The sequence below is a fragment of the Brevibacillus sp. HB1.4B genome, assembly GCF_013284285.1.
Taxonomy (GTDB): domain Bacteria; phylum Bacillota; class Bacilli; order Brevibacillales; family Brevibacillaceae; genus Brevibacillus; species Brevibacillus porteri.
In genome coordinates this window covers 458,960-480,819 of the sequence record NZ_JABSUT010000003.1, presented here as the reverse complement: position 1 = coordinate 480,819, position 21,860 = coordinate 458,960, and the positions used below count along the sequence as shown (strand labels likewise).

23 protein-coding genes and 1 other annotated feature are annotated in these 21,860 nt (G+C 48.2%); of the genes, 6 read left to right on the top strand and 17 right to left on the bottom strand.

The features are described from left to right. Nucleotides 1-196: 196 nt before the first annotated feature. From HP398_RS10235 to HP398_RS10225, 3 genes are read right to left on the bottom strand one after another with little or no spacing between them, the layout of a single operon-like run. Nucleotides 197-1,060, bottom strand: a complete 864-nt coding sequence (locus HP398_RS10235; RefSeq protein ID WP_173622504.1) for a hypothetical protein — start codon at nucleotides 1,058-1,060, stop codon at nucleotides 197-199. Further along, nucleotides 1,060-1,605, bottom strand: coding sequence for an RNA polymerase sigma factor (locus HP398_RS10230; RefSeq protein WP_012685711.1), 546 nt, complete (start codon nucleotides 1,603-1,605; stop codon nucleotides 1,060-1,062). The genes HP398_RS10235 and HP398_RS10230 overlap by 1 nt, the downstream gene beginning before the upstream one ends. A gap of 53 nt (nucleotides 1,606-1,658) precedes the next feature. Further along, nucleotides 1,659-4,061 (bottom strand): DNA internalization-related competence protein ComEC/Rec2, encoded by a 2,403-nt coding sequence (locus HP398_RS10225; protein ID WP_173622547.1) that lies wholly within the window; start codon nucleotides 4,059-4,061, stop codon nucleotides 1,659-1,661. A gap of 204 nt (nucleotides 4,062-4,265) precedes the next feature. Between HP398_RS10225 and asnB the strand changes: the two genes are divergently transcribed. The 3 genes from asnB to comER all read left to right on the top strand — a co-directional run bounded on the left by asnB (nucleotide 4,266) and on the right by comER (nucleotide 7,922). Continuing rightward, entirely contained in the window at nucleotides 4,266-6,191 is a 1,926-nt protein-coding gene (asnB, locus tag HP398_RS10220; RefSeq protein ID WP_173622503.1) for an asparagine synthase (glutamine-hydrolyzing), read from the top strand. A gap of 118 nt (nucleotides 6,192-6,309) precedes the next feature. Next, on the top strand, nucleotides 6,310-7,014 hold the full coding sequence (locus tag HP398_RS10215; RefSeq protein WP_173622502.1) for a helix-hairpin-helix domain-containing protein: 705 nt from the start codon (nucleotides 6,310-6,312) through the stop codon (nucleotides 7,012-7,014). A 74-nt stretch (nucleotides 7,015-7,088) separates the two neighbouring features. Beyond that, a complete protein-coding gene (gene comER, locus HP398_RS10210) occupies nucleotides 7,089-7,922 on the top strand; it encodes a late competence protein ComER (protein ID WP_017247677.1) in 834 nt (277 codons plus the stop codon). Between the two features lie 93 nt (nucleotides 7,923-8,015). On the opposite strand, the gene leuS is transcribed toward comER, so the two are convergent. The 9 genes from leuS to HP398_RS10165 form a co-directional block, all read right to left on the bottom strand. Further along, the gene (gene leuS, locus HP398_RS10205; protein ID WP_173622501.1) at nucleotides 8,016-10,433 is read right to left on the bottom strand and encodes a leucine--tRNA ligase; all 2,418 of its coding nucleotides are present in this window, start codon (nucleotides 10,431-10,433) and stop codon (nucleotides 8,016-8,018) included. A 69-nt stretch (nucleotides 10,434-10,502) separates the two neighbouring features. After that, nucleotides 10,503-10,748 (bottom strand) — a binding site (T-box leader). Between the two features lie 39 nt (nucleotides 10,749-10,787). Beyond that, nucleotides 10,788-11,537, bottom strand: a complete 750-nt coding sequence (locus tag HP398_RS10200) for a class I SAM-dependent DNA methyltransferase (RefSeq protein ID WP_173622500.1) — start codon at nucleotides 11,535-11,537, stop codon at nucleotides 10,788-10,790. A 6-nt stretch (nucleotides 11,538-11,543) separates the two neighbouring features. Continuing rightward, on the bottom strand, nucleotides 11,544-11,900 hold the full coding sequence (gene rsfS / locus HP398_RS10195; protein ID WP_173622499.1) for a ribosome silencing factor: 357 nt from the start codon (nucleotides 11,898-11,900) through the stop codon (nucleotides 11,544-11,546). Continuing rightward, nucleotides 11,900-12,490: a bis(5'-nucleosyl)-tetraphosphatase (symmetrical) YqeK gene (yqeK, locus tag HP398_RS10190; RefSeq protein ID WP_017247673.1), complete on the bottom strand. Its 591-nt coding sequence runs from the start codon at nucleotides 12,488-12,490 to the stop codon at nucleotides 11,900-11,902. Before yqeK ends, rsfS begins: the two co-directional genes overlap by 1 nt. After that, the gene (locus tag HP398_RS10185) at nucleotides 12,474-13,067 is read right to left on the bottom strand and encodes a nicotinate-nucleotide adenylyltransferase (protein WP_017247672.1); all 594 of its coding nucleotides are present in this window, start codon (nucleotides 13,065-13,067) and stop codon (nucleotides 12,474-12,476) included. Before HP398_RS10185 ends, yqeK begins: the two co-directional genes overlap by 17 nt. A 14-nt stretch (nucleotides 13,068-13,081) precedes the next feature. Next, nucleotides 13,082-13,372: a ribosome assembly RNA-binding protein YhbY gene (gene yhbY, locus HP398_RS10180; RefSeq protein WP_007727776.1), complete on the bottom strand. Its 291-nt coding sequence runs from the start codon at nucleotides 13,370-13,372 to the stop codon at nucleotides 13,082-13,084. A 30-nt stretch (nucleotides 13,373-13,402) separates the two neighbouring features. After that, entirely contained in the window at nucleotides 13,403-14,254 is an 852-nt protein-coding gene (locus tag HP398_RS10175; protein ID WP_069850353.1) for a shikimate dehydrogenase, read from the bottom strand. A 75-nt stretch (nucleotides 14,255-14,329) separates the two neighbouring features. After that, nucleotides 14,330-15,451 carry a ribosome biogenesis GTPase YqeH gene (yqeH, locus tag HP398_RS10170; protein ID WP_017247670.1) on the bottom strand — a complete coding sequence of 374 codons (1,122 nt, stop codon included), beginning with the start codon at nucleotides 15,449-15,451 and terminating at the stop codon, nucleotides 14,330-14,332. Beyond that, nucleotides 15,448-15,972, bottom strand: coding sequence for a YqeG family HAD IIIA-type phosphatase (locus HP398_RS10165; protein WP_017247669.1), 525 nt, complete (start codon nucleotides 15,970-15,972; stop codon nucleotides 15,448-15,450). Before HP398_RS10165 ends, yqeH begins: the two co-directional genes overlap by 4 nt. A gap of 214 nt (nucleotides 15,973-16,186) precedes the next feature. On the opposite strand from HP398_RS10165, the gene HP398_RS10160 reads away from it, so the two are divergent. The 3 genes from HP398_RS10160 to HP398_RS10150 all read left to right on the top strand — a co-directional run bounded on the left by HP398_RS10160 (nucleotide 16,187) and on the right by HP398_RS10150 (nucleotide 18,502). Further along, nucleotides 16,187-16,735, top strand: a complete 549-nt coding sequence (locus tag HP398_RS10160) for a TetR/AcrR family transcriptional regulator (protein WP_017247668.1) — start codon at nucleotides 16,187-16,189, stop codon at nucleotides 16,733-16,735. Between the two features lie 106 nt (nucleotides 16,736-16,841). Next, nucleotides 16,842-18,059 (top strand): MFS transporter, encoded by a 1,218-nt coding sequence (locus HP398_RS10155; RefSeq protein ID WP_173622498.1) that lies wholly within the window; start codon nucleotides 16,842-16,844, stop codon nucleotides 18,057-18,059. Then, entirely contained in the window at nucleotides 18,056-18,502 is a 447-nt protein-coding gene (locus HP398_RS10150) for a GNAT family N-acetyltransferase (RefSeq protein WP_017247666.1), read from the top strand. Before HP398_RS10155 ends, HP398_RS10150 begins: the two co-directional genes overlap by 4 nt. A 51-nt stretch (nucleotides 18,503-18,553) precedes the next feature. On the opposite strand, the gene HP398_RS10145 is transcribed toward HP398_RS10150, so the two are convergent. From HP398_RS10145 to HP398_RS10125, 5 genes are all read right to left on the bottom strand, one after another. After that, the gene (locus HP398_RS10145) at nucleotides 18,554-18,742 is read right to left on the bottom strand and encodes a hypothetical protein (protein ID WP_173622497.1); all 189 of its coding nucleotides are present in this window, start codon (nucleotides 18,740-18,742) and stop codon (nucleotides 18,554-18,556) included. 13 nt (nucleotides 18,743-18,755) lie between these two features. Next, a complete protein-coding gene (locus HP398_RS10140) occupies nucleotides 18,756-19,808 on the bottom strand; it encodes a DNA polymerase IV (protein ID WP_017247664.1) in 1,053 nt (350 codons plus the stop codon). 73 nt (nucleotides 19,809-19,881) lie between these two features. After that, entirely contained in the window at nucleotides 19,882-20,322 is a 441-nt protein-coding gene (locus tag HP398_RS10135) for a peroxiredoxin (RefSeq protein ID WP_069850362.1), read from the bottom strand. 22 nt (nucleotides 20,323-20,344) lie between these two features. After that, a complete protein-coding gene (locus HP398_RS10130) occupies nucleotides 20,345-20,821 on the bottom strand; it encodes a hypothetical protein (protein ID WP_173622496.1) in 477 nt (158 codons plus the stop codon). 292 nt (nucleotides 20,822-21,113) lie between these two features. Beyond that, nucleotides 21,114-21,851, bottom strand: a complete 738-nt coding sequence (locus HP398_RS10125) for a gamma-glutamyl-gamma-aminobutyrate hydrolase family protein (protein WP_026042981.1) — start codon at nucleotides 21,849-21,851, stop codon at nucleotides 21,114-21,116. Nucleotides 21,852-21,860 lie beyond the last annotated feature (9 nt).

Here is a 21,860-nt window from a genome sequence, read left to right as displayed (position 1 = left end):
CATGTTGCTCAGAACAAAGCGAAAAAAACCGCCACCAGTGAATCGGTAGCGGTTTTTTCATCCGTTGGCACCTCTATGTAAACGTTTAGGGAAAAGCCCCGGGATTCCTCCTCCCCAAACGGTAAGCAGGGGGTGCTTGATAATGTACTATACGCAAAATCCTCGCAAGCGGTGCCGGTCCATACGTGGAAAAAAGTTAGTCATTATCATCTTTATCTTTTTTCTTCTCTTTATTTTTTCCCTTGTTTTTCTCCTCTTGCTTGTCCCCACCGTCGTCCTTATCGTCATTAGCAGGTTCTTTGTCTTCTCTGTCCTGATTCTCCTCCAGTCCGATCGGCCATACCGGTGGCTTATCATCTGTTATTACTGGCGTTGGAGGTACAGGCTTCTTTTGTGGTGGTGGCGGCGTTTTCGTTTTCTTCGGTGGCGATGTTTGCTTTTTCTCGGTCTTTGCCGGTGGCCTTTTACTCTTCGTCTGAGTAGTTGCTCCACTTGACTTTTTTGCCTTGTCCGTTTCCTCTTTTGAATTCGATGGTATTGGATTATTGCTTGGAGGAGTCGGATCATCTGGCCCAGGGGTTTTGGGTTGTTCCACGACCGCTGGCGTCATGTCCGTTCCGTTCTGGAACGAATCGACTTCTTGCTTCTTACCATCACCGCCCGAAAACAGCATGCCAACCAATAAGCTAGCAGCGACGGCCGTACTACCAAGACTGGCCATCCACACTTTCATCCGCTTCCACTTTTTTGATTCCGGCAGCGAAGACGACTCACGCTTAACTTCCAGAGTGGGCAGGATTTCCTCGTTCATCGTAGATGTCACCGCAGCAGGCTTTGCAGCGGCTGATTCCAGCTTGGGCAGGATAGAATCTACGATGCTGAACGGAGGTACGACAGGGGGCAGATGTTCCAATTGTTGTGACACATCTTTCAAACGGTTGTACATAAGCTGCAGATCAACATCTTTCTGAATCAAACGATGGAGCAATTGCTGCTCTGACTCCACCAGATCTCGATCCAGATCCCGCTGCATGAGTTCAAAAATCTCTTCGTTGGTCATCAACCGATCCCCCCTTTCTGGTAGTCGTACAACAGCTCCTGTAACTGTTGCCTAGCCCGAAATAAATACGACTTTACCGTGTTAAGCGGCAAATCTAGTGCCTCCGCTATTTCTTGATAGGACAAATCCTCTAGATAGCGGAGTACTACAACCATCCGGTATTGCTTTGGCAATCTTCCGATGGCTTCCTGGATGTCATTCGACAGCCCGGTGAGAAGGATTTCTTCTTCTACGTTGTTACGATCAGGAATGATCAACTCGTGCTCGTCAATTGAGACCGTTTCCTTCTTCGCGCGAAATTTATCCATACAGACGTTGCTGACAATGCGTTGTACCCAGGTTGAGAACTTTGCTTTTTCCTGATAGGTGTCCAACTTTCGATAAATACGAATGAGGACTTCCTGGGAGGCATCTAGCGCGTCTTGTTCGTTCCCTAGAATGTAATAAGCGCTTCGGTAAACGGAGGTCTCAATAGATCGAAGCAGTTCGACTAGCGCGTCATGATCCCCGGATTGCGCCATCCTGATCAACTCTGCTTCATGCATATTCTCTTCTCCCCCCTACAGACGGTTCGCTCATTGAAAAAGTTGCAAACAGTTTATGTATCCAATATTTGGGTCTGCCAATATAATCCCGAAGGTGTAATAACCAGCGTAATCGCTCCATGAGCATCAGTCCTGTACACGGCGGAACCCGATTTTTTTAAGCGATGCAGTACTTCGGACGATGGATGCCCGTACCGATTTTTCACCCCGGCAGAGATTACAGCAACTTTTGGTGCTGTGACTGCAAGGAGCTCTTCGGTGCTCGAGGTATTGCTTCCATGGTGGGCTACTTTCAAAACATCCACAGAAGTCAAACCGTTTTGAACAAGCTGGCTTTCCCCATCCTTTTCAATGTCACCCGTAAACAATACAGTCTTGTTATAAGCAGTCAGCTGGAGTACTACGGATGCATCATTTCCTGAGAAGGTCGATTCCCCCGGGTGCAGCCACTTCCACTCGATTCCCGGCCCATCTGACCAAGATTGACCCGGGAGCCCAGTTACAATCGGAACCCCTTCTTGTTGAAAAAGCTGGACAATCTCGCCCTCCAATTTGGAAGGTGCTGTCCCATTCACCAATACCTCTCCAAAAGAAAAATGAGGAATAAGCGACTTTACTCCCCCGATGTGATCCAGGTCACCATGCGTCATGACGACGCGGTCGATTTTCTCGATTCCTCTGGCCATCAGAAACGGCAGAACGACGTCTTTCCCCACCTCAAATGGGTCACGCTTTTCCATCCATGGTTCAGCAGCTGGGAACCGCATTGTCCCACCTGCATCCATTAAGTATACCTTCTGATCACCAATTTCGACAACGATGGAATCCCCTTGTCCGACATCAAGGAAGGTAATTCGCACTTCTTCGACTCCTGAAAACGGCTGTCTAGCTGCTACAATAAACATGAGAAATATAACGAAAGTAAGCATTATATCACGCTTTCGATGATAGCCCAACTTCCATGAAATGGGCAGAACACCCAAAAAGCAGGTATACAAAACAAGCCACCACCACGAAGGATGCGGCCAATATGTGAAAGGGAGCCTCATTTTTTCGATAGCAAACAGCGGGAGATGAATCCATTTCAGCATAGCCGTTGATACCCAAACAGGGATCACGGCCAAAAACGGATGGACGAAATCGAGGACAACCGCGATATACCCGAACGGTAGCGCTATAGCCGAGAGAATCGGTGTCACTACCAAATTGACCAGCCAAGACACTGGTGAAAACAAATGAAAATGATAGATAAGAAACGGGAAAGAAACGAGCTGGGCTGACAAAGTAACCGACACAAGTGTACGAATCCAGACGGGTACCCGCACAAACACATGCAAGCTGTATGGCACAAAAATAATCAGACCAAGTGTCACCGCAAAGGAAAGCTGAAAACCGACATGCCACAGCTGATACGGATTCAACACCAGCATCAGAATGAGTGCACCTGCCCAGACGTCCTTGCCGTCCAACCTCTTTCCAAATACTTGACAGAGAAGACCCACACTCCCCATCAGTCCAGATCGGATCGCGGACGCGCTGGCTCCCACCAGAAGCACATATCCGATCAAAAACAAAATCGTTACGACAAATGCGAGTCTGCGTCTGATTCCAATCCGTTCCAAGCACCACATAAACATGGAGCTAACCAACGTCACATGCAAACCGGAAATCGCGAGGATATGACTTAAGCCCAAATTCGAATACATCGCCGCAAGCTCAAGGTTCACCTCTTGTCCAAGACCAAGCAGCAGCGACTTCATGTAACCCGCTGTTTCTGGATCAGTAAATAATGATTCAATTCTCTTTGCACCCGAGTCCTGCCACTCTTGAAAGCTCGCCGATACAGAAAAAGCAGGTATCACATCAATCGCTTGATAGCTTGTTTCTCCTGTAACATGGACGCCTTGCCAATACAAGTAGCTGGCGTAGTCGAAGGCATGAGGATTACGCGTAGGAGCTGGTAGGGATAATCGGATCGGAGCCACGATAACACTGCCACGTCTCCACTGCTCTATTTGTGATGCTTCCTGGAAAGAAGCAAGTTTAACACGAAGCGCGATTTTTTCGAGAGACCGATGCACGTTCTGATCAGGTTGATTTTCACCCCAGGATGTTATCGTGACAAAAAATCGTGCTACATCCCCGTCCCGTCTCACAGGTGAATCAATGACACCTTCTATCCAGATGCTCTGCTCCCTTTCTGCCAATGGTTTCACTTCAGAGCTGTGGAGAATCTCGTACCCACAAAAAAAGAGACCTGCTAGAATAATAATCAGTGAGTAGCATGCAACGAATTTGCGGTATGGTAACGGGATACATGCAACGATTGCCCATGATACGCCTGCAGCCAACAGCAGCCAAGCAGGATGTAAATAGGCGGACAAAATGAGGCCGATCATCATCGCTAGGCTTGCTATCCATATTGACACTGCAATTCCCCCGTCCTGTTCTTTCATGAACCGTTTTGTCGAACGAATCATGGTCTCCTAAGGGAGTATATCTAACCGAATGGGGACAAAAATAGAAAAGACGAAAGGCTAATTCCCTTGTAGAATCAGCGTTTTCGAGGTCAATTACTGGCACTCATAAGAGATTGCGCTGATGGTCGATACATGATAGAGTTAGCAGGAGCAATCCAGTGAGAGGAAGAGTCATTTCTTATGTGCGGAATCGTATCACTCTATAACAAGCGGCAAAAGCCTGTTCAACAAGAAGCGATTAGTGCAATGACGGGTGTCATCCTGCACCGTGGTCCAGATGACGATGGTTTTCACCTTGAAGACAACATCGCCCTGGGCTTTCGTCGTTTAAGCATCATTGACGTGGAAGGCGGACATCAACCGCTGTTTAACGAAACACGTGACATCTGGATTATTGGTAACGGTGAAGTCTACAATTACAAAGAGTTACAACAATGGTTAAAGGACATCGGTCACGTTTTCCATACCGATTCTGATATTGAAACCATCCTCCACCTTTATGAAGAGGTAGGAACAGATGCACCTAAGCATTTGCGCGGGATGTTTGGCTTTACGATCTACGACTCCCGTAAAAAACGTCTGTTTGGGGCACGCGACCATTTTGGAATCAAGCCTCTCTACTATGTCGAGACAAATGATTCGATCGGGGTTGCCAGCGAGATTAAAAGCTTGCTGGAGCTGCCAGGATTCAATCGCGAAGTGAATCCAACCGCTTTTTATCACTATTTGACGTTCCAATATGTACCCGATCCTGACACGATGTTTGCTGGCATTTACCGTATACCGCCTGCTCATTCGTTTGTGATTGAAAACGACCAGATCAAGCTGGAAAGGTACTGGGATGTAGAATTCAAGCCAGATGAAAGCAAGCCGTTCTCTTATTTTGTTGAGGGTACGCGCAGTGTCATGCTCGAATCTGTCGACAAACACCGGATTAGCGAAGTTTCTCGTGGAGCCTTCTTGTCTAGTGGTGTTGACTCTAGCAGTATCGTTGGGATGTTGCGTACATTCGAGCCAGTCAAATCTTTTTCTGTCGGCTCAGATATTCCTGGTTACAGCGAGCTCGATTATGCGAAGCGAACCGCCGCATATTTGGGATCGGAGCATTTCGAGCGCGTGATAAACGCCAAGCAGTACATGGATGAATTGCCGCGACTTATCTGGCATCAGGACGAACCAGTAGCGGACCCCTCTGCCATCCTGCTCTATTTTGTAGCGCAGATGGCGAGTGAACACGTAACCGTCGTATTGTCCGGTGAAGGTGCAGATGAATTTTTTGGCGGATACAATATTTACAGAGAGCCTCATTCTCTCAAAATGTTTTCCGGGATGCCTGGCTGGATGCGCCATTCCATCGGATATATGGCAGAACGCCTCCCTGATCAGGTAAAAGGGAAAAACTTCCTCATCCGCGGATCGAAAACAGTTGAGCAACGCTTCTTCGGAAACGCACTGATTTTCAGCGAAGAGATGAAAAAGCGTGTCGTCATGGAAGATATCACCCGTTCGGAATCGTATGTATCTCCTTTCACCATCACAGAAGAGATTTACAAACGCGCTTCCGAATATGACGATGTGACCAAGATGCAATACTTGGACATTCACACTTGGCTCAGAGGCAACATTTTGATGAAGGCCGACAAGATGACGATGGCCAATTCTTTGGAGTTACGAGTACCTTTCATTGATCTTAAGGTATTTGAATTCGCCGCTACCATTCCAACGAAGTACAAAATTGCCAACGGCACGACCAAGCACGTGCTTCGTGAAGCAATGAAAGACTTCCTGCCACCTGAGATCCAAACGAGAAAGAAGCTGGGCTTCCCTGTTCCGACTCGTCACTGGCTCAAAAACGAATTTTACAAATGGGCAAAAGAGATCATTTTTGAATCCAAGGTGGATAATTTGATCAATAAGGCCTATGTGCTGTACTTGCTCGATGAACACCGCGAAGGAAATGCGGATTACAGTCGCAAAATCTGGACGATCCTGGTCTTCATGTTGTGGCATCAAATCTTCATTGAGCAAAAGCACAATTTTGAGCCTTTTGTCAGCCCAAATGTAGACCTTCGCCGCAAAAAAAATTCGCTGCAGCATATCGGCTAACAGCGACAACGCAATAAATAGATTTGCAGACCCTCTCTTACTTTTCGTAGCATCGTTGATAGAGAACAAGTTCACTCTATGAACGTATCGCTATGTGAAGGACGGGAGGGTTTTTGTTATGGTGCTGGAGTGGTGGGAGCGTTATCGTCGTATCATCTTGCTGACTGCGGCTGTTCTGTTTGTCGGTTGTAGCTATTGGATCTATCAACGCGACCAATCACATAAGACTGACGAACTACCGTTGCATTCTCCTGCTTATGCAGCATCGAATCTTGAAACAAAAGAACTGACAGATGATTCAGCAGCTGCTCAACCTGCCAAATCTGTAAAAGCGACACCGGAAAAAGATAAGGATAAGGAACCACTCCTCTCTCCTCTCTATGTCGATGTGAAAGGACAAGTGAAAAATCCTGGATTATACCAATTCGAACCAGGTACGCGTGTCGCAAATGCCATCGAGAAAGCAGGAGGAGCACTTCCTGATGCTGACCTTGTCCAGATCAACTTGGCAGTGCCGCTCACAGATGGAGCTGCTCTTGTCATCCCGGCTAAAGGGGCCACCGCGCCAGTCTCCGCATCCATTGGCCTTGTACAATCTGCTTCCAGCGTATCCACCACTGGTGCCTCCTCAGCCATTAATCTCAACATGGCAACTGTCGAAGAGCTCATGAGTCTTCCCGGGATTGGAGAAGCTCGTGCCAAGGCAATCGTGGAGTACCGGACAAAACAAGGGCCATTTCGTTCAGCGGATGACCTGAAACAGATTGAGGGAATTGGCGAGAAGATGTTTGCACGGATAAAAGATCGGCTGGTGGTAAAATGAGTGCTCAGCATCCGGTCATGATCATAGGCACTCCTACATAGAATGGGAAAAGAATATCGGAGGGAGGTATGCCCATGAATAGAATTGGGTTTATTGGTACGGGCAGCATGGGCAGTATCTTGATTGAATCATTGCTGTCAGCCAAGGCGCTGACTCCTGGTCATGTCATTATCAGCAACAGAACCCTTTCGAAGGCGCAGCAACTGGCAGAAAAACATCCCGGGCTCATTGTCGCGCACAGCAATGCCGATTTGGTCAAAGAAGCTACAACGATCGTGCTGTGCGTCAAGCCACTGGAATATAGCGTGATGCTCGAACAAATTGCTCCTGCCTTAACGCCAGACCACCTATTGATTACGATCACCAGTCCGATCAAGCTTGCGGATTTGGAGACTCAAGTTCCATGTGCGGTTGCCAGAGTCGTTCCTTCTATCACAAATGCCGTAATGAGTGGTGTCAGCTTATGTGAATTTGGATCACGAATCCAAGAGGAACAACGTCATTTTATACGAAGTCTGTTTGCCCACATTAGCTCCCCTATTGAGATTTCGGAGCCTTTTTTACGAATTACTTCTGACATTGTGAGTTGTGGGCCAGCTTTTATCAGCTATATTTTGCAGCAAATGATTCAAGAAGCTGTTGAAGAAACTGGCATTTCCGAAGAAGCTGCTACCTACATGACCACGCAAATGCTAATTGGGATCGCAGATCTTTTACGAGAAGAAGCGTTCACCCTTCCTACTCTGCAAAAGAGGGTCTGCGTGCCCGGTGGAATTACTGGGGAAGGTCTGATTCCTTTGCAAAACGGTATTCCCGGTCTTTTCGCCCAAGTATTTCGTCGTACACAAGCAAAGTTTGCCGAGGACCAGGAACTGGTTGCACGAAATTTGAGCAATCAGCCACATTAGCGCAAGGCGAAGAAGCGTTGATTTACGAAAAAAGGAGTGGATACCTGTCACTCACAGGCTCCACTCCTCTCCTTATTTCTTGCCGTCCTTTTCTTAACGAACGACGATATTCACCAGTTTGCCTGGAACAGCGATGACTTTGACGATCGTTTTTCCTTCGATCAGTTCTTTAATCATCTCATTGTTTTTCGCCATCTCTTCCATCTGTTCTTGCGTCGAATCAGAAGCGATGAGCAGCTTCTCTTTGTTTTTGCCGTTAATTTGCAGGACGATTTCTACCTCGTCTTCAACCAGCTTCGCTTCGTCATACGTAGGCCATGCTTCGTATGCCAGGCTCTCGCTGTGGCCCAGTTTTTCCCACAGCTCTTCACCCAAGTGCGGAGCGATTGGAGACAGCATTTTTACCAAGTCCTCCATGAATTTCTTCGGCAGAACTTCTGCTTTATACGCTTCGTTAACGAATACCATCAACTGAGAGATACCCGTATTGAAACGCAGGCCTTCGTAGTCTTCTGTTACTTTTTTCACCGTTTGGTGGTACACGCGCTCCATGCCAGCCACGTTGGAGGTTTCCACGATTTTTCCGTTCAGCTCACCGTTGTCACCTACAAATAGACGATATACGCGATCCAGGAAGCGGCGTGCGCCATCCAAGCCTTTTGTCGACCAAGCGATCGAAGCATCCAGTGGTCCCATGAACATTTCGTACATGCGCAGTGTGTCGGCACCATGGCTGTCGATGATATCGTCTGGGTTTACGACGTTACCTTTGGACTTACTCATTTTCTCGTTGTTTTCACCCAGGATCATTCCTTGGTTAAACAGCTTTTGGAATGGTTCCTTGGTTGGTACGACACCGATATCGTACAGGAACTTGTGCCAGAAGCGAGCGTAGAGCAAGTGCAGCACCGCATGCTCGGCACCGCCAATGTAAATGTCGATTGGCAGCCATTCTTTCAGTTTGTCTGGATCAGCCATTGCCTTATCGTTGTGCGGATCGATGAAGCGCAGGAAGTACCAGCAGCTACCCGCCCATTGTGGCATCGTGTTTGTCTCACGGCGTGCTTTCATACCTGTTTCCGGATCGACGGTGTTTACCCACTCCGAGATGTTTGCCAATGGCGATTCACCTGTACCAGATGGTTTGATTTCTTTTGTTTTTGGCAATACGATTGGCAGTTCGGATTCTGGAACGACTTTCATCGTGCCGTCTTCCAGATGGAGAATCGGAATTGGCTCACCCCAGTAGCGTTGACGGCTGAACAGCCAGTCGCGCAGACGGAATGTTACTTTGCGATTTCCTTTGCCTTCCACTTCCAGCCACTCGATCATTTTGGTGATCGCCTGTTCTTTGTTCAAGCCATCGAGCATACCGGAGTTGATGTGCTCTCCATCGCCTGCATACGCTTCTTTGGAGATATCTCCGCCAGCGATTACTTGCTTGATTGGCAGATCGAATGTTTTTGCGAACTCATAGTCGCGTTCATCATGCGCTGGAACCGCCATGATGGAGCCTGTTCCATAGCTGATCAGCACGTAATCTGCAATCCAGATTGGCAGACGTTCGCCGTTAACCGGGTTGATCGCATATGCTCCGGTAAATACTCCTGTCTTTTCTTTCGCCAGATCAGTACGCTCCAGATCGCTCTTGTGCTTCGCTTGATCCAGGTATGCTTCCACTGCTTCTTTTTGAGCTGGTACGGTAATTTGCTCAACCAGCTTGTGCTCAGGAGCCAATACCGCGTAAGTTGCTCCGTAGAGAGTGTCTGGACGAGTTGTAAAGACGGTAAAGGATTCGTCATGACCTTCGATACCAAAGGTTACTTCTGCCCCTTCAGAACGACCGATCCAGTTGCGTTGCATTTCCTTGATGCTCTCTGGCCAATCCAGTTCATCCAGATCAGCCAAGAGTCTTTCCGCATACGCAGTAATTTTCAAGACCCATTGCTTCATTGGGCGGCGTTCTACTGGGTGTCCGCCACGCTCACTTTTTCCGTCAATGACTTCTTCGTTCGCCAAAACCGTTCCCAAAGCAGGGCACCAGTTTACAGCTACCTCGTCAATATAAGCCAAGCCGTGCTCATACAGCTTCGTAAAAATCCATTGTGTCCACTTGTAGTAATTCGGATCGGTCGTATTGATTTCGCGATCCCAGTCGTAGGAAAATCCGAGTGACTTAATTTGGCGACGGAAGGTGTTGATATTGTGCTCGGTAAATTCCGCCGGATCGTTTCCTGTATCGAGAGCGTATTGCTCCGCTGGCAAACCAAAAGCATCCCAGCCCATTGGATGGAGAACGTTATATCCTTGCATCCGCTTCATGCGGGATAAAATATCAGTAGCCGTATAGCCTTCCGGATGTCCTACGTGCAGGCCAGCTCCAGATGGATATGGGAACATGTCGAGTGCGTAAAACTTTTTCTTGCCCTCATCCTCGGAGGTTTTGAAGGTCTTGTTCTGCTCCCAATATTGCTGCCACTTCTTTTCGACATTTTGATGACTGAATACCATGGTAAAGCACTCCCATCTTAAAATAGGTGAAAATAATAAAGAAAACCTCACATCCCAGATCGCTGTTGCGAAAGGGACGAGAGGTTATTTAACATTCCCGCGGTACCACCCAGATTGGCAAATGACAAGCATTCACCCACTTGTTTCATCCGTAACGGGGATAAGCCGCTCACCCTTACGCAGTCATTGCTTGAATGACCTTGGGGGCAAGTGCTGGGAGGTGAGTTCAGATAGATTCGGGTTGACTTGCACCATCCGTCAACTCTCTGTGAATGCTCGAATCCTATGCCTACTATTCCTCTTAAACGCGTCGAAATCTGTAGTTATAACGCCATTATAGTCAATCCGAACCAATCATGTCAAACTTTTCGGCTTGCGGGCTGAAAAAAATAGGCGCTCACTCGTTTCTTGTGGCGGCATATCCGAGTAATCAGCGGTGATGACAATGTCTGTGAAGCCGGCATCTGTCAGCCAGCGCATCAGTTGGACAGGCTGGTAAGCCCGTTGCCAATGCTCTTCTTCCATCCGCTCGTACAATCCGTTTGGCTGACGAATGAAAAACGTTAACTGATGCTCTACCTCCAGTCGCAGCGGGTCGCAAAAACATTGCCAAATGTACGAAACTTCATCTTCTACATGTGTGAATGTCTCGTCTCCGAAAATGTGCAGCATCTTGTACGGACTGTGCACATCAAACAGAAAGCTCCCACCGGGCGCGAGATGAGCGAAAACGCGCTTGAACGTTTCCTGCACATCCGCTTCCTCTGTAAGATAGCTCAATGAATCACACAAGGAGATGACCGCATCCGCTTCGGGCAAGGACAGCTCGCGCATATCCTGCTCGACCCACGCTACATCCACTTGTTCCTGCCTCATTTTGTCATAGGCGATCGCAAGCATTTCTGTTGAGAGATCCACGCCCGTAACACGGTATCCCCGCTTGGCGAGTGGGATCGCAATCGTGCCAGTCCCACAGCCAAGATCAATGACCCGCACAGGCTTCTCTCCCTTTGTCCAATGACGCTCGACCCAATCGAGCCACTGGTCATACGGAGTATCCGCCATCAGCCTGTCATATACTGCGGCCATATGTGCGTATGCCATCTGTCCTTACCCTTGCACGCTGAAGAAAACTTCCTCTGCGTCCTTCCACAGGCGCTCCAGATTGTAAAACTCGCGATCTTCGCGATGGAAAACGTGAATAACGATATCGCCCAGATCAACCAGTACCCAGCGACCTTCATCTGCTCCCTCGATACCGCGGACGTCAAAGCCGTTTTTGTGGGCTTGATCACGGATTTCGCGAACAATTGCCTGTACTTGACGCTCGTTGTTTCCGTGGCAAATCATGAAATAGTCTGCGATCACGGACAGCTTTCTAATATCGAGCACCTTCAAGTTCTCTGCTTTCTTGTCCTCTGCTGCCTTCACTACCAACTGTGCCAAATCTTCTACTGTTTTAACCATCAAAACCCTCCTTCTCTCCCTTTGCGGGAAACCAAATCGTTATATGCGGTCAATGTCAACGGGAAAACCGTCTTTTGCTTCTCTATCAAAAATTGAATCGTGCCTCCCAAGGCGAGTGCCAGGGCGGCATCCAAATCAAGCATGGCTTTGCCGCGAATAAAATCGACACCCGGGTAAACCCGGTTTGGTTCTATATAGTCTGCCACACAGACGACTTTTTCTAACAGGGACATGCCAGCCCGACCCGTTGTATGGTAGCGAACAGCTTGTAAAATATCTGCATCCGTCACACCTAGATCAGTCTGGATCACAATAGCTGCTGCAAAGGCATGCCACAGCTCTTTTTCCCCTTCCAAAAGCTCTGTAGGCATATCGTGGCGAACGAGAATCTCGAACATTTTTTCCACAGGCCAGCACTTACAGTAATCGTGCAACAGTCCAGCAAGCTCGGCTTTGTCAGGATCAGCCCCGAATCTCTCTGCCAGCTCGCGAGCTGACGCAGCCACCCCAAGCGTGTGCATGTAGCGTTTTTCATGCATTTGTTGCCGTACGCGAACGAGAAGCTCTTCCCGATTATCCAAAAGTCTCATAGATTCGGTTCTCCTTTATATAGCGCTCCACGGCATCAGGTACAAGATAACGAATGCTTTTCCTGGCAGCTGCCTTCTCGCGAATCATCGTGGAGGAAATGTCCCAAACAGGCATCTCCACAAATGTGACATCCTCGCTCGATTCTTGATCTAGTTCGGTTCCAGGCCTCGCTAGACCTATAAAGCGTACCATATGAATCAGCTCTTGGTACTGGTACCATTTGGGCAAGATTTTTACCATATCTCCTCCCATGATAAAAGAAAAACGGCAATCTGGGAACTGCCTGATGAGCTGAATCATCGTGTCATAGGTGTACGATGGACCTTCTCTTGCGAACTCCACATCTGTTACACGAAACACCTCGTGATCAGACACGGCGAGCTGAACCATTTGCAAGCGGTGATTCGCCAGCGTCAGACTCTCTCTCTTTTTGTGCGGTGGAACGTGTGTAGGCATAAACCAGACTTCATCCAGGCCCGCTTGCTCTCTGGCTTGTTCAGCCGCCAGCAAGTGCCCGCAATGAATCGGGTCAAACGTTCCTCCCATGATCCCTACTTGCTTGATTGGCTGTCTCATTGCATGCAGATCACTTATGGCAGCTTGATCGTCTTGTTCTCCCGGGACTCTTTGTACAAGACAACCGTATGGCCGATCAACTGCACGAGCTCTGCTCCAGCACCTGCTGCCAGATCTTCTGCCACTTGATGTTTATCGTCGTTATTGTTTTGCAAAATCGCTACCTTGATCAATTCACGTACTTCCAACGCTTCTTTGATCTGAGTGATCATATTCTCGTTTACGCCGCCTTTTCCTACTTGGAAAATCGGGGTGAGATGATGTGCTTCTGCGCGCAAAAAGCGCTTTTGCTTGCCGGTCAACATCGGCAATGCCTCCTTTTTCATCCTGCAAAATCAGGTTGTTTTCTTTAATTGTTGCAAGACGACCTCACGCATAACCCCAGTTGGTGCTCGTTCGCCCGTCCACAGCTCAAAAGCTAGTGCACCTTGATTCACGAACATGCCGATTCCGGAATGAACAGTGGCACCGATGGCACGCGCTTCTTTGAGCAGACGCGTTTCGAGGGGGTTATAAATCAGATCGCTAACGGTTAAACCAGAATGAAGCCATTCTGCTGGCACAGGTGTCTCCTGTACGTTTGGCAGCATTCCGATCGATGTCGTATTGATCAACAGCGAAGAGTCTGCGATGGCAGCTGCCCCTTCGCCCTGTTCTACGATTTTCGTAGGTACAATCGTCCCGACATGCTCAGCCAATACCGCGGCTCTTTCCCGGGAACGATTGATGATGCGAATTTCCTTGACTCCTTGTTCAGCCAAGGTAAACGCCACTGCACGCGCTGCGCCTCCAGCCCCTACCATGGTTACCACTTGCTTTTCAAGAACGATTCCCGTCTCTTCCACAAGCGAACGAACATAGCCCATACCATCTGTGTTGTAGCCAATCAAGCGTCCATCACGAGAAACGACGGTATTGACGGCGCCGATTCGTTTGGCGAGCGGATCGATTTCATCCAGCATCGGCATGATAGCAACCTTGTGGGGGATCGTGACGTTAATCCCTTTCAAGCCTAACGCGCGAATACCCGCGACTGCATCTTCCAGATTTTCCGGTTCAACATCGAACGCAGCATAGGCAAACCCCAACCCGGTCTCTGAAAAAGCTGTATTGTGCATCATCGGTGATTGCGAGTGGGAAACTGGATGTCCAAACAGGCCAACCAGTTGTGTTTTGCTTGTAATCATGGAGCTTTTCCTCCCCGGACGTCTCTCTATAGCATATGGCAAGGGGCAAGGCTAACTCGACTTTTCTTGCTTAAGCTAGATCAGCCCTTTGCGCATCCCAACACTTACGCCTTTAGGTGCATGCACGACAACACTTGCTTCGTGTTTTCCTTGGATGCTGACCCAGCCCAAACCGGAAATTACGATGTCAGTCGTCGTGGTGGACTTGTTGATTTTAAAGGTGTGCTTCACAAATGGTGGAAGTGCTTTCGCAGCTTCCTCCCCTGTTGGCGGTACCAGCAGGGTTCCATGGTGCTTTTGCATCACCTCGTCTGCTTTCTCCAGCTTCGTCCGGTGGATGTACAGGTCGTTGTCGACATAGACGATCAACGGCTGTCTCTCTCCACGTGCGAAGTCGATACGGGCTAGACCACCCAAAAAGAGTGATTGTCCAGCATCGAGCTGATACACCTTGGAGTTAATCCGGCTGGTCGGGGTAATTTTTCGCAGATCAGTCGGGGATACCATATGTCCAATCTGGTCGCGATTAATGATTCCCGGTGTATCAAAAATGGAACGGCCATCCTCGAGCGGAATCTCGATTTTGTCCAGCGTCGTACCTGGGAACGGCGAAGTCGTAATCTCCAGCTCAGCCGCACCGTAGTCATGCAAGATGCGGTTGATCATGGTCGACTTTCCTACGTTGGTTACACCGACGATGTAAACATCTCGACCTTTGCGCAGCTCTCCAATGCGATTCAACAGTTCATCGATATGAAGCCCTTTTTGCGCGCTGATAAGTACGACATCCTCTGGGCGCAGTCCGCGTTCTTTTGCTTCGTGCTGCATCCAGTTGCGCACGCGGTTCAGGTTGATGTTTCTCGGCAGCAGATCGACCTTGTTACCCACGAGCAAAATCGGATTTTTCCCGACAAAGCGTGGTAAACCCTTGAGCCAGGAGCCTTGGAAGTCAAAAATATCGACTACCATTACGACAAGAGACTCCGTAGAACCGATGCCATCCAAAATCTTGAGGAAATCGTCATCGCCCATTCCTACGGGAGCTACTTCATTATAATGCTTGATGCGATAACAACGCTGGCAAATGACTACCTTTCTGCCAAGCGCGGATTCAGGTGCATAGCCAGGCTTTTTTGCATCTGCTGTCTGAATGGCAATCCCACATCCAGCACAAGAGCCATGCATTTGTTCCGTCATGCTTTTCTCCTCCACGAAACCATTCCTTTCCTCTCCATCCAAATAAGGGCCACACGCTCCATCTGACGATTAAAGCGCGTCCAAAAACCATCCGTCTGGGCCACAGGAACAACCAGGATCGTATGAAATCCTAATCGATTCCCTCCCAGCACATCGGTAAACAATTGATCGCCAATGACAACAGTCTCAGCGATGGTTACATTCATCTGCCGCACTGCCTGCAAAAAGGCACGGTTTGTCGGCTTTTTGGCCGCATAAATAAACCCGAGATCTAATGGGGCACAGAAGCGGTCTACACGCTCCTTGTTGTTGTTGGAGACAACAGTGACCTGTATGCCTGCCTCATGCATGCGAGCAAGCCAGTTGATGACCTCCTCGGTTGCATGTGGCCTGTCCCATTCCACCAAGGTATTATCCAAGTCTGTAATCACCGCACGGATGTTATTTCGTTTCAATTGATCTATGTCAATGTGATGGATTGATTCGACGAACTGACTAGGCATCAGCTTCTCTAAAAACACGGGGCACCTCCAAATGATGTGAAGCAATCAACCGCGATTTCGGCACCTACTATACCATAATCGACCACTTGGTTGCAAAACAAAAAGCATGATCACTGCTTGCATTGCTCTGTCATCCTGTGTAAAATGACGTTACTGAGGAAACTGTTTTTGTTTTTTCGGTTTTCTACTAGGTTGTTTTGACTGGGGGTCGATTGCAATTAAAAACCGGATCATGAAAGGTTTTATTGAAGAGATTCGCGATAAAGGCATGAAATTTTCCATGGATGATTTGGCGAAGCGGCTCGGGATCAGCAAACGCACGTTATACGAGCACTTCTCATCTAAGGTAGAAATTCTGGAAACAATCATTCAACAGTCCTTTGAAGAGGGCGATGAAAAAACACAGCAAATTCTCGCAGATGACAGTCTCTCTCTTATCCATAAAATCAAAGGCGTCATGATGGTTTTACCGACACACTATGAATTTTATGATTTGCGCATCCTCGAACAGATGAAGCGATATTATCCTGAGCAATATGCCCAAGTCGAGGCTTCTCTATCCGAGGATTGGCAGACGCTTCGCGTCCTTCTCGAGCAAGCGATTCGAGAAGGACTCATCGTCAATATGGACGTCACGCTCATGCTGAAGGTCATTGTCGATGCCCTGAATTCTACACTCGACCAACGTTTTTACATGAAAAACCAGATTACAGTTACAGAGGCGCTTTCCGCTATTGTAGATGTCCTCTTGTTTGGATTGGTACCAGCGAATAAAAGGTAACAAATGGCTCGTGGTCATTCCACTAACTTTGGTAGGCCACGATATCGTTTTTCGCAAGAAAACCGATAAAACAAAAATAGTTTTTATAGTTAAGAGGTGTTCCATCATGTCCATCTTTACAAAAATGACCAAACAACAACGAATAGGACTTCTGTTTGTCATCCTGATCCTTTTCATCGATATGCTGTTGTACAGCTTGTTGATTCCGATTGTTCCTTATTTTACGGAAGCGCTGCAGCCTTCCTCCACCATGATGGGCGTGCTGTTTAGCAGCTATGCCATCGCAATGCTCATTGCCACCCCTATTTTCGGGCCGATATCCGATCGGATCGGCAGACGGACCCTGCTTTTGATCGGCTTGCTCGGTCTCGCCGCTTCCACGTTATTGTTTGCTTTCTCTGAGACAATGGCCATGTTGATTACCGCTCGTTTTGTTCAAGGTATAGCTGCTGCGGCTACATGGCCAACTGCCCTTGCCCTCTTGGCGGATTTGTTCCCATCCAAAATGCGCGGAACTGTAATGGGAATTGCATTGACGGCGATTTCGACCGGTACATTGCTTGGAGCGCCGATTGGCGGATGGTTGTTTGAAATCAGTGACCATCGCATGCCTTTCTTGGCAGCAGCAGCCTTTACCGTGATCAACATTGTGCTGGTCTACTTGTTCTTGAAGGAAGACACGACGAGAACTGTCAGTGAAAAGCTTCATGTCGGTGGATTCATTCGCAATCCGCAAGTCATCTTTATTGCTGGAATCGTCATGTTGGCTGAGATTTCCCTTTGTTTGCTTGAACCGACGTTGCCCGTATTTTTTACAGAGAAACTCAACATGACGCCGACAACGATTGGTCTTTTGTTTGGGGTCATGACACTCGCATACGGACTGATCGCCCCAGTTGCCGGCTCTCTTTCCAGCCGCATGAATCCGTATAAGCTCATGTTTGTCGGAATCATTACGCTGGCTGTGTTTCTGCCATTTTTGGCGTGGGCGGACTCCCTCTGGCAGGCAATGCTCGCAATGGCATTGGTCGGGGCTAGTATTGGCTTTACCTTATCGCCTACCTTGGCTACACTGGGGGCCATCATTGACCAAGGGGGAAGCGGCGCATACGGCACGGCATACTCTCTCTTTAATATGTTTCACGGAATCGGAATGGTTGCAGGCCCACTGGCTGGGGGAATTTTGACGGATTTACTACCAGTATCCTCTGCCCTCCTGATCGTGGCAGCATCCATCCTTGGCTTCGGCATTTTACTTTTTGTCCAATTAAAAGCAAGCAAATCCGCCAGTTTCATCACCAATGAAAGCGAGATGAAATTTTGAGCTTGTCTATTCGTGAAATTACGAAAGAAAATTGGCGCCAAATAGCCTGCTTGACTGTAACGGAAGGTCAACACTCCTTTATCGAGAGCAACGCTTTTTCCATCGCCCAATCAGGTTTTGAACCGGAATGGATATCATGCGGTCTGTATGACAAGGACATCGCTATCGGTTATGCCATGCATGGAATCGAAGTAGAGAATGGCCGAATTTGGCTGGATCGCTTTATGATTGATGGTAGCCATCAGGGTAAGGGGTACGCCAAAAGGTTCCTGCGCATGCTCGTTGAAGAAATGTGCAGACGCTACAGCTGTACGCGCATTTACTTGAGTATTCATCCTGAAAACGAGTTCGCTCGCAAGCTGTATGAGGCGATCGGCTTTTCCTCAAATGGCGAAATGGATGGTCCGGAGGAAGTGATGGTCCTCGACCTGACACATGAATAGAAAAGGCACCCCCTCTGTCGAAACTGACGTAGGGGGTGCCTCTTTTTGTCGCTATCGTTGCCTTTTACGCGCTTCCATCAGTCGCTTGACCTTCTCTGTCGGAGTCCAGCATTGGAATCGATAGTCCGGACGTGTCTCGTAGGTTAGACGAGAACATCGATAGCTGACTCCTCCCGTCCCTTTCTCTACGCGAAAATGAATACAGGTCGCACAGCAATGAAAGGCATTCTCTGTCTCCACGGCTCTCCCTCCCTTACTTCCCCAGCTTCCACGAAAACATTGAGAGCTGTTCGTACCGCTCCCCTTGCTGCTCGGCAAAATTCGAAAAGCCAACGCCCACCAATCGAACGCCCGCTGTATAGTCAAAGGCGTCGAGTAGATCGTCCAACAAATCCTGCCAATTGGCCCCGGCTACAGCCTTGAGCTGCTTGGTCCGCTGGGTAAAGTCCGCGTACTTAATTTTGAGCGTTATCGTCTGAGGCTCGACCCCTTCCTCGCGGATGTCCTCTTCGACCTCACGCAAAAGGGAGGTGGCAATCGGAGCAATCGCATCCCTGTCAAACAAATCAAAGGGCAGTGTCGTTTCGCGGCTCGATGATTTCGGCGCGCGGTCCATTTCGATTTCGCGATTGTCTTCTCCTCTCGCCCGGTAATAGAGGGAACGACCGAACTTCCCAAATAAGGTAGTAGCCTCATCGAGCGTAAGTCGCCAAAAATCCTCTACCGTCTCAATCCCCTTTTTCGCGAGCAGCTCCTGCGACTTTTTGCCGACTCCATGCAAGGTGCCAATTGGCAACGACCGCAGTACATCCAAAGCCTGCTCAGGTCGAATGATTACAAAGGCATCCGGCTTTTTCAAGTCACTGGCAATCTTAGCCAACGACATATTGTAGGAAAGTCCAATGCTGCAAGTAAGTCCGGTCTCCCGTTTGATTCGCCTCTTGATATCGCGGGCGATGGGCACCGCATTCTCATAGTGGGACACATCTAAATAAGCCTCGTCTAGACCCACTGTTTGATAACGCTCTGTATAAGAAGTAAATATCTGTCTGACTTCAGCAGATTTTTCGATATAACGGCTATAGCGGACAGGCAAATAAAAGCCTTGCGGACATTTTTTCCTCGCCATGGCGACAGGCATTGCGGAGCGAACACCGAACTTTCGAGCTTCGTAGCTGCAAGTCGATACGACACCGCGATTGCCAGTTCCCCCGACAATGACTGGCTTGCCCCGCAATTCGGGGCGATCTAACTGCTCTACACTCGCGAAAAATGCGTCAATATCCAAGTGAAGAATTTTTTTCATAGGGATACCCACCAAACATACATTCTCATTTCTATTATCCCTGTTTTGCTCCATTGACGCAAGCGAGAACGTTCTAGGCTTGGCTTTCGATTACCTGTAGCAGCTCAGACACCGGCGGATTGCCTTTTTTGGCGTAGATGATATTTCCGTTTTTGCCTATGATGTACACGATGCGTTGCTGGAAAAACAATCCGAGAACCTTTCCGACATCATATGCTTTTCGAATCGATTCGTCTTCATCCACGATTAATGGAAATTCATAGCGGAACTTATCAGCAAACGAGCGTTTCTTGTTCATGCCACCTGGATTGACGCCAAAAACAACGGTGTTTGCTCGCTCGATTGTCGTGTAATGCTCCTGAACTGCACATAGCTGTTTCGTACAAATCGGGGTATCATCTCCCGGATAGAAGATGAGGACGATATTTTCTTTGCCGATGTGTGCTGTAAGATCAATGGTTCCTTTTGTGCTCGTCGCCGTAAAGACGGGAGCCGAGTCTCCAACCTTTAACATTTCTCTCACCTCTATGCTCAGTTTACAGAGGAAAATTCATTTTCCCATCCCGATACTTTGTGAACGGATCTTCTTCCTCTCCCATAGTCCATACCTTTCCTTCCCAAATATGTACGGTTTCAGCATATTGAAATTTTTGTCCATCATGCTCAACTTCAAGCTGCATTTCAAGAAAGGCGGTATGCCCATCTTCGTATCTAATCTTTTTGATCTCATAATCGTTCAGTTTGTACTGATGAGCTTTTAAGAAGGCGATCTTTTTCATGTAAAATTCTTTCGCTTCTTGTTCACTTAACGTCGTGCCATCAACTGGATGCTTATCCTCCGCAAAATCATAAAGATAAAGGGTGTTGAATGCTTTTTCATAGTCTTCATCGATAAGCGCTTGATAATAGTTTGTGGTTATCATTTTCATTTCGCGTTCTGCAAAATACTCCGTGAAGAGGAACCGTGGAAAAACGAGTAGAAAAAGCAAAATAACAACAATTATTTTCTTCAAAAACTCACCTCACGGAATCAATTCTCTTACGTGAAGTTCGATTCTGCCTGTCATTTATCCTTGTTTCACCACCCTAACACTGAAAAAACCCACGTATCCGCTGCGATACGCGAGGCTCTACCATCACCTTCATGTTTTACGCCTGCTTTTGATCGCCCTATATTGCCCTCTTAGTTTGGTTACAGTACTGCACCAGTCTGGTTGAAACGCCCTTTTTCACTAGATTAGAAAGCCCTCCTGTATGCAAAAAACCGCTCTGGGTAACCCCAGAACGGTTTCTCTCATTTCTATTCTATTTAGTCGCTTGCAGCTTCAACTGCTTTACCCGGGCAACAAATGCCTCGGCAATCTTCAACATGTCGTCGTCGTGTGCCCACATCCGTTCTGGATGCCACTGTACACCTACATGTAGCCCGTCGAGGCTTTCCATCGCCTCAATCACACCATCAGCCGCGCATCCTGTGACTTTGAAGCCCGGTGCTATGTCTTTGACTGCTTGGTGGTGAGAAGTGTTCACGAGCACCTCTGTCTTTCCGAGGGCATCCGCTACAAAGCCAGGTTGCAGCGTAATCTTATGCGCCCCGTATTGCCGTGAACCCTTCTGCGCATGCTGTAATGCTCCTGGTACTTGACTCGGGATATCTTGAATGAGGGTGCCGCCACACGCCACATTCAAAATTTGCATCCCGCGACAAATGCCCAGGATTGGCTTTTTCAGCTCCAGCGCAATCTTGATAATCTCAAGCTCTGTGATGTCTCTTTCGTAATTGATATCGCCCAGCCCTTGCAGCGGGTCTTCGCCGTACAAATGCGGCGACGGATCTTCACCACCGGACAAAATCAAGCCGTCCAGGGATTCGATCATCTCACGAAACGGAGCTTCCTGAATCGTCAGCAGTGGCAAGATCAGTGGAGTACCGCCACTGCGCGCAATTCCGTTCACATAGCCTGAACCTACATAGAAAAACTGGTCGAGATCGTTCTTCGGAAAATACATTTTCGTACATGCCACACCAATGATCGGACGCACGCCAGTCAC

Bases quoted from the DNA above. Each gene is read 5' to 3' on its own strand.
- HP398_RS10235 (WP_173622504.1), bottom strand. From the start codon at position 1,060: ATGACCAACGAAGAGATTTTTGAACTCATGCAGCGGGATCTGGATCGA.
- rsfS (WP_173622499.1), bottom strand. From the start codon at position 11,900: ATGGTTAAAACAGTAGAAGATTTGGCACAGTTGGTAGTGAAGGCAGCA.
- yqeH (WP_017247670.1), bottom strand. From the start codon at position 15,451: ATGACGGAACAAATGCATGGCTCTTGTGCTGGATGTGGGATTGCCATT.
- yqeK (WP_017247673.1), bottom strand. From the start codon at position 12,490: ATGAGACTTTTGGATAATCGGGAAGAGCTTCTCGTTCGCGTACGGCAA.
- leuS (WP_173622501.1), bottom strand. From the start codon at position 10,433: ATGGTATTCAGTCATCAAAATGTCGAAAAGAAGTGGCAGCAATATTGG.
- HP398_RS10160 (WP_017247668.1), top strand. From the start codon at position 16,187: ATGAAAGGTTTTATTGAAGAGATTCGCGATAAAGGCATGAAATTTTCC.
- HP398_RS10175 (WP_069850353.1), bottom strand. From the start codon at position 14,254: ATGATTACAAGCAAAACACAACTGGTTGGCCTGTTTGGACATCCAGTT.
- HP398_RS10200 (WP_173622500.1), bottom strand. From the start codon at position 11,537: ATGGCATACGCACATATGGCCGCAGTATATGACAGGCTGATGGCGGAT.
- HP398_RS10140 (WP_017247664.1), bottom strand. From the start codon at position 19,808: ATGAAAAAAATTCTTCACTTGGATATTGACGCATTTTTCGCGAGTGTA.
- HP398_RS10135 (WP_069850362.1), bottom strand. From the start codon at position 20,322: ATGTTAAAGGTTGGAGACTCGGCTCCCGTCTTTACGGCGACGAGCACA.
- HP398_RS10185 (WP_017247672.1), bottom strand. From the start codon at position 13,067: ATGAGACAGCCAATCAAGCAAGTAGGGATCATGGGAGGAACGTTTGAC.
- HP398_RS10215 (WP_173622502.1), top strand. From the start codon at position 6,310: ATGGTGCTGGAGTGGTGGGAGCGTTATCGTCGTATCATCTTGCTGACT.
- HP398_RS10230 (WP_012685711.1), bottom strand. From the start codon at position 1,605: ATGCATGAAGCAGAGTTGATCAGGATGGCGCAATCCGGGGATCATGAC.
- comER (WP_017247677.1), top strand. From the start codon at position 7,089: ATGAATAGAATTGGGTTTATTGGTACGGGCAGCATGGGCAGTATCTTG.
- HP398_RS10155 (WP_173622498.1), top strand. From the start codon at position 16,842: ATGTCCATCTTTACAAAAATGACCAAACAACAACGAATAGGACTTCTG.
- asnB (WP_173622503.1), top strand. From the start codon at position 4,266: ATGTGCGGAATCGTATCACTCTATAACAAGCGGCAAAAGCCTGTTCAA.
- HP398_RS10225 (WP_173622547.1), bottom strand. From the start codon at position 4,061: ATGAAAGAACAGGACGGGGGAATTGCAGTGTCAATATGGATAGCAAGC.
- yhbY (WP_007727776.1), bottom strand. From the start codon at position 13,372: ATGTTGACCGGCAAGCAAAAGCGCTTTTTGCGCGCAGAAGCACATCAT.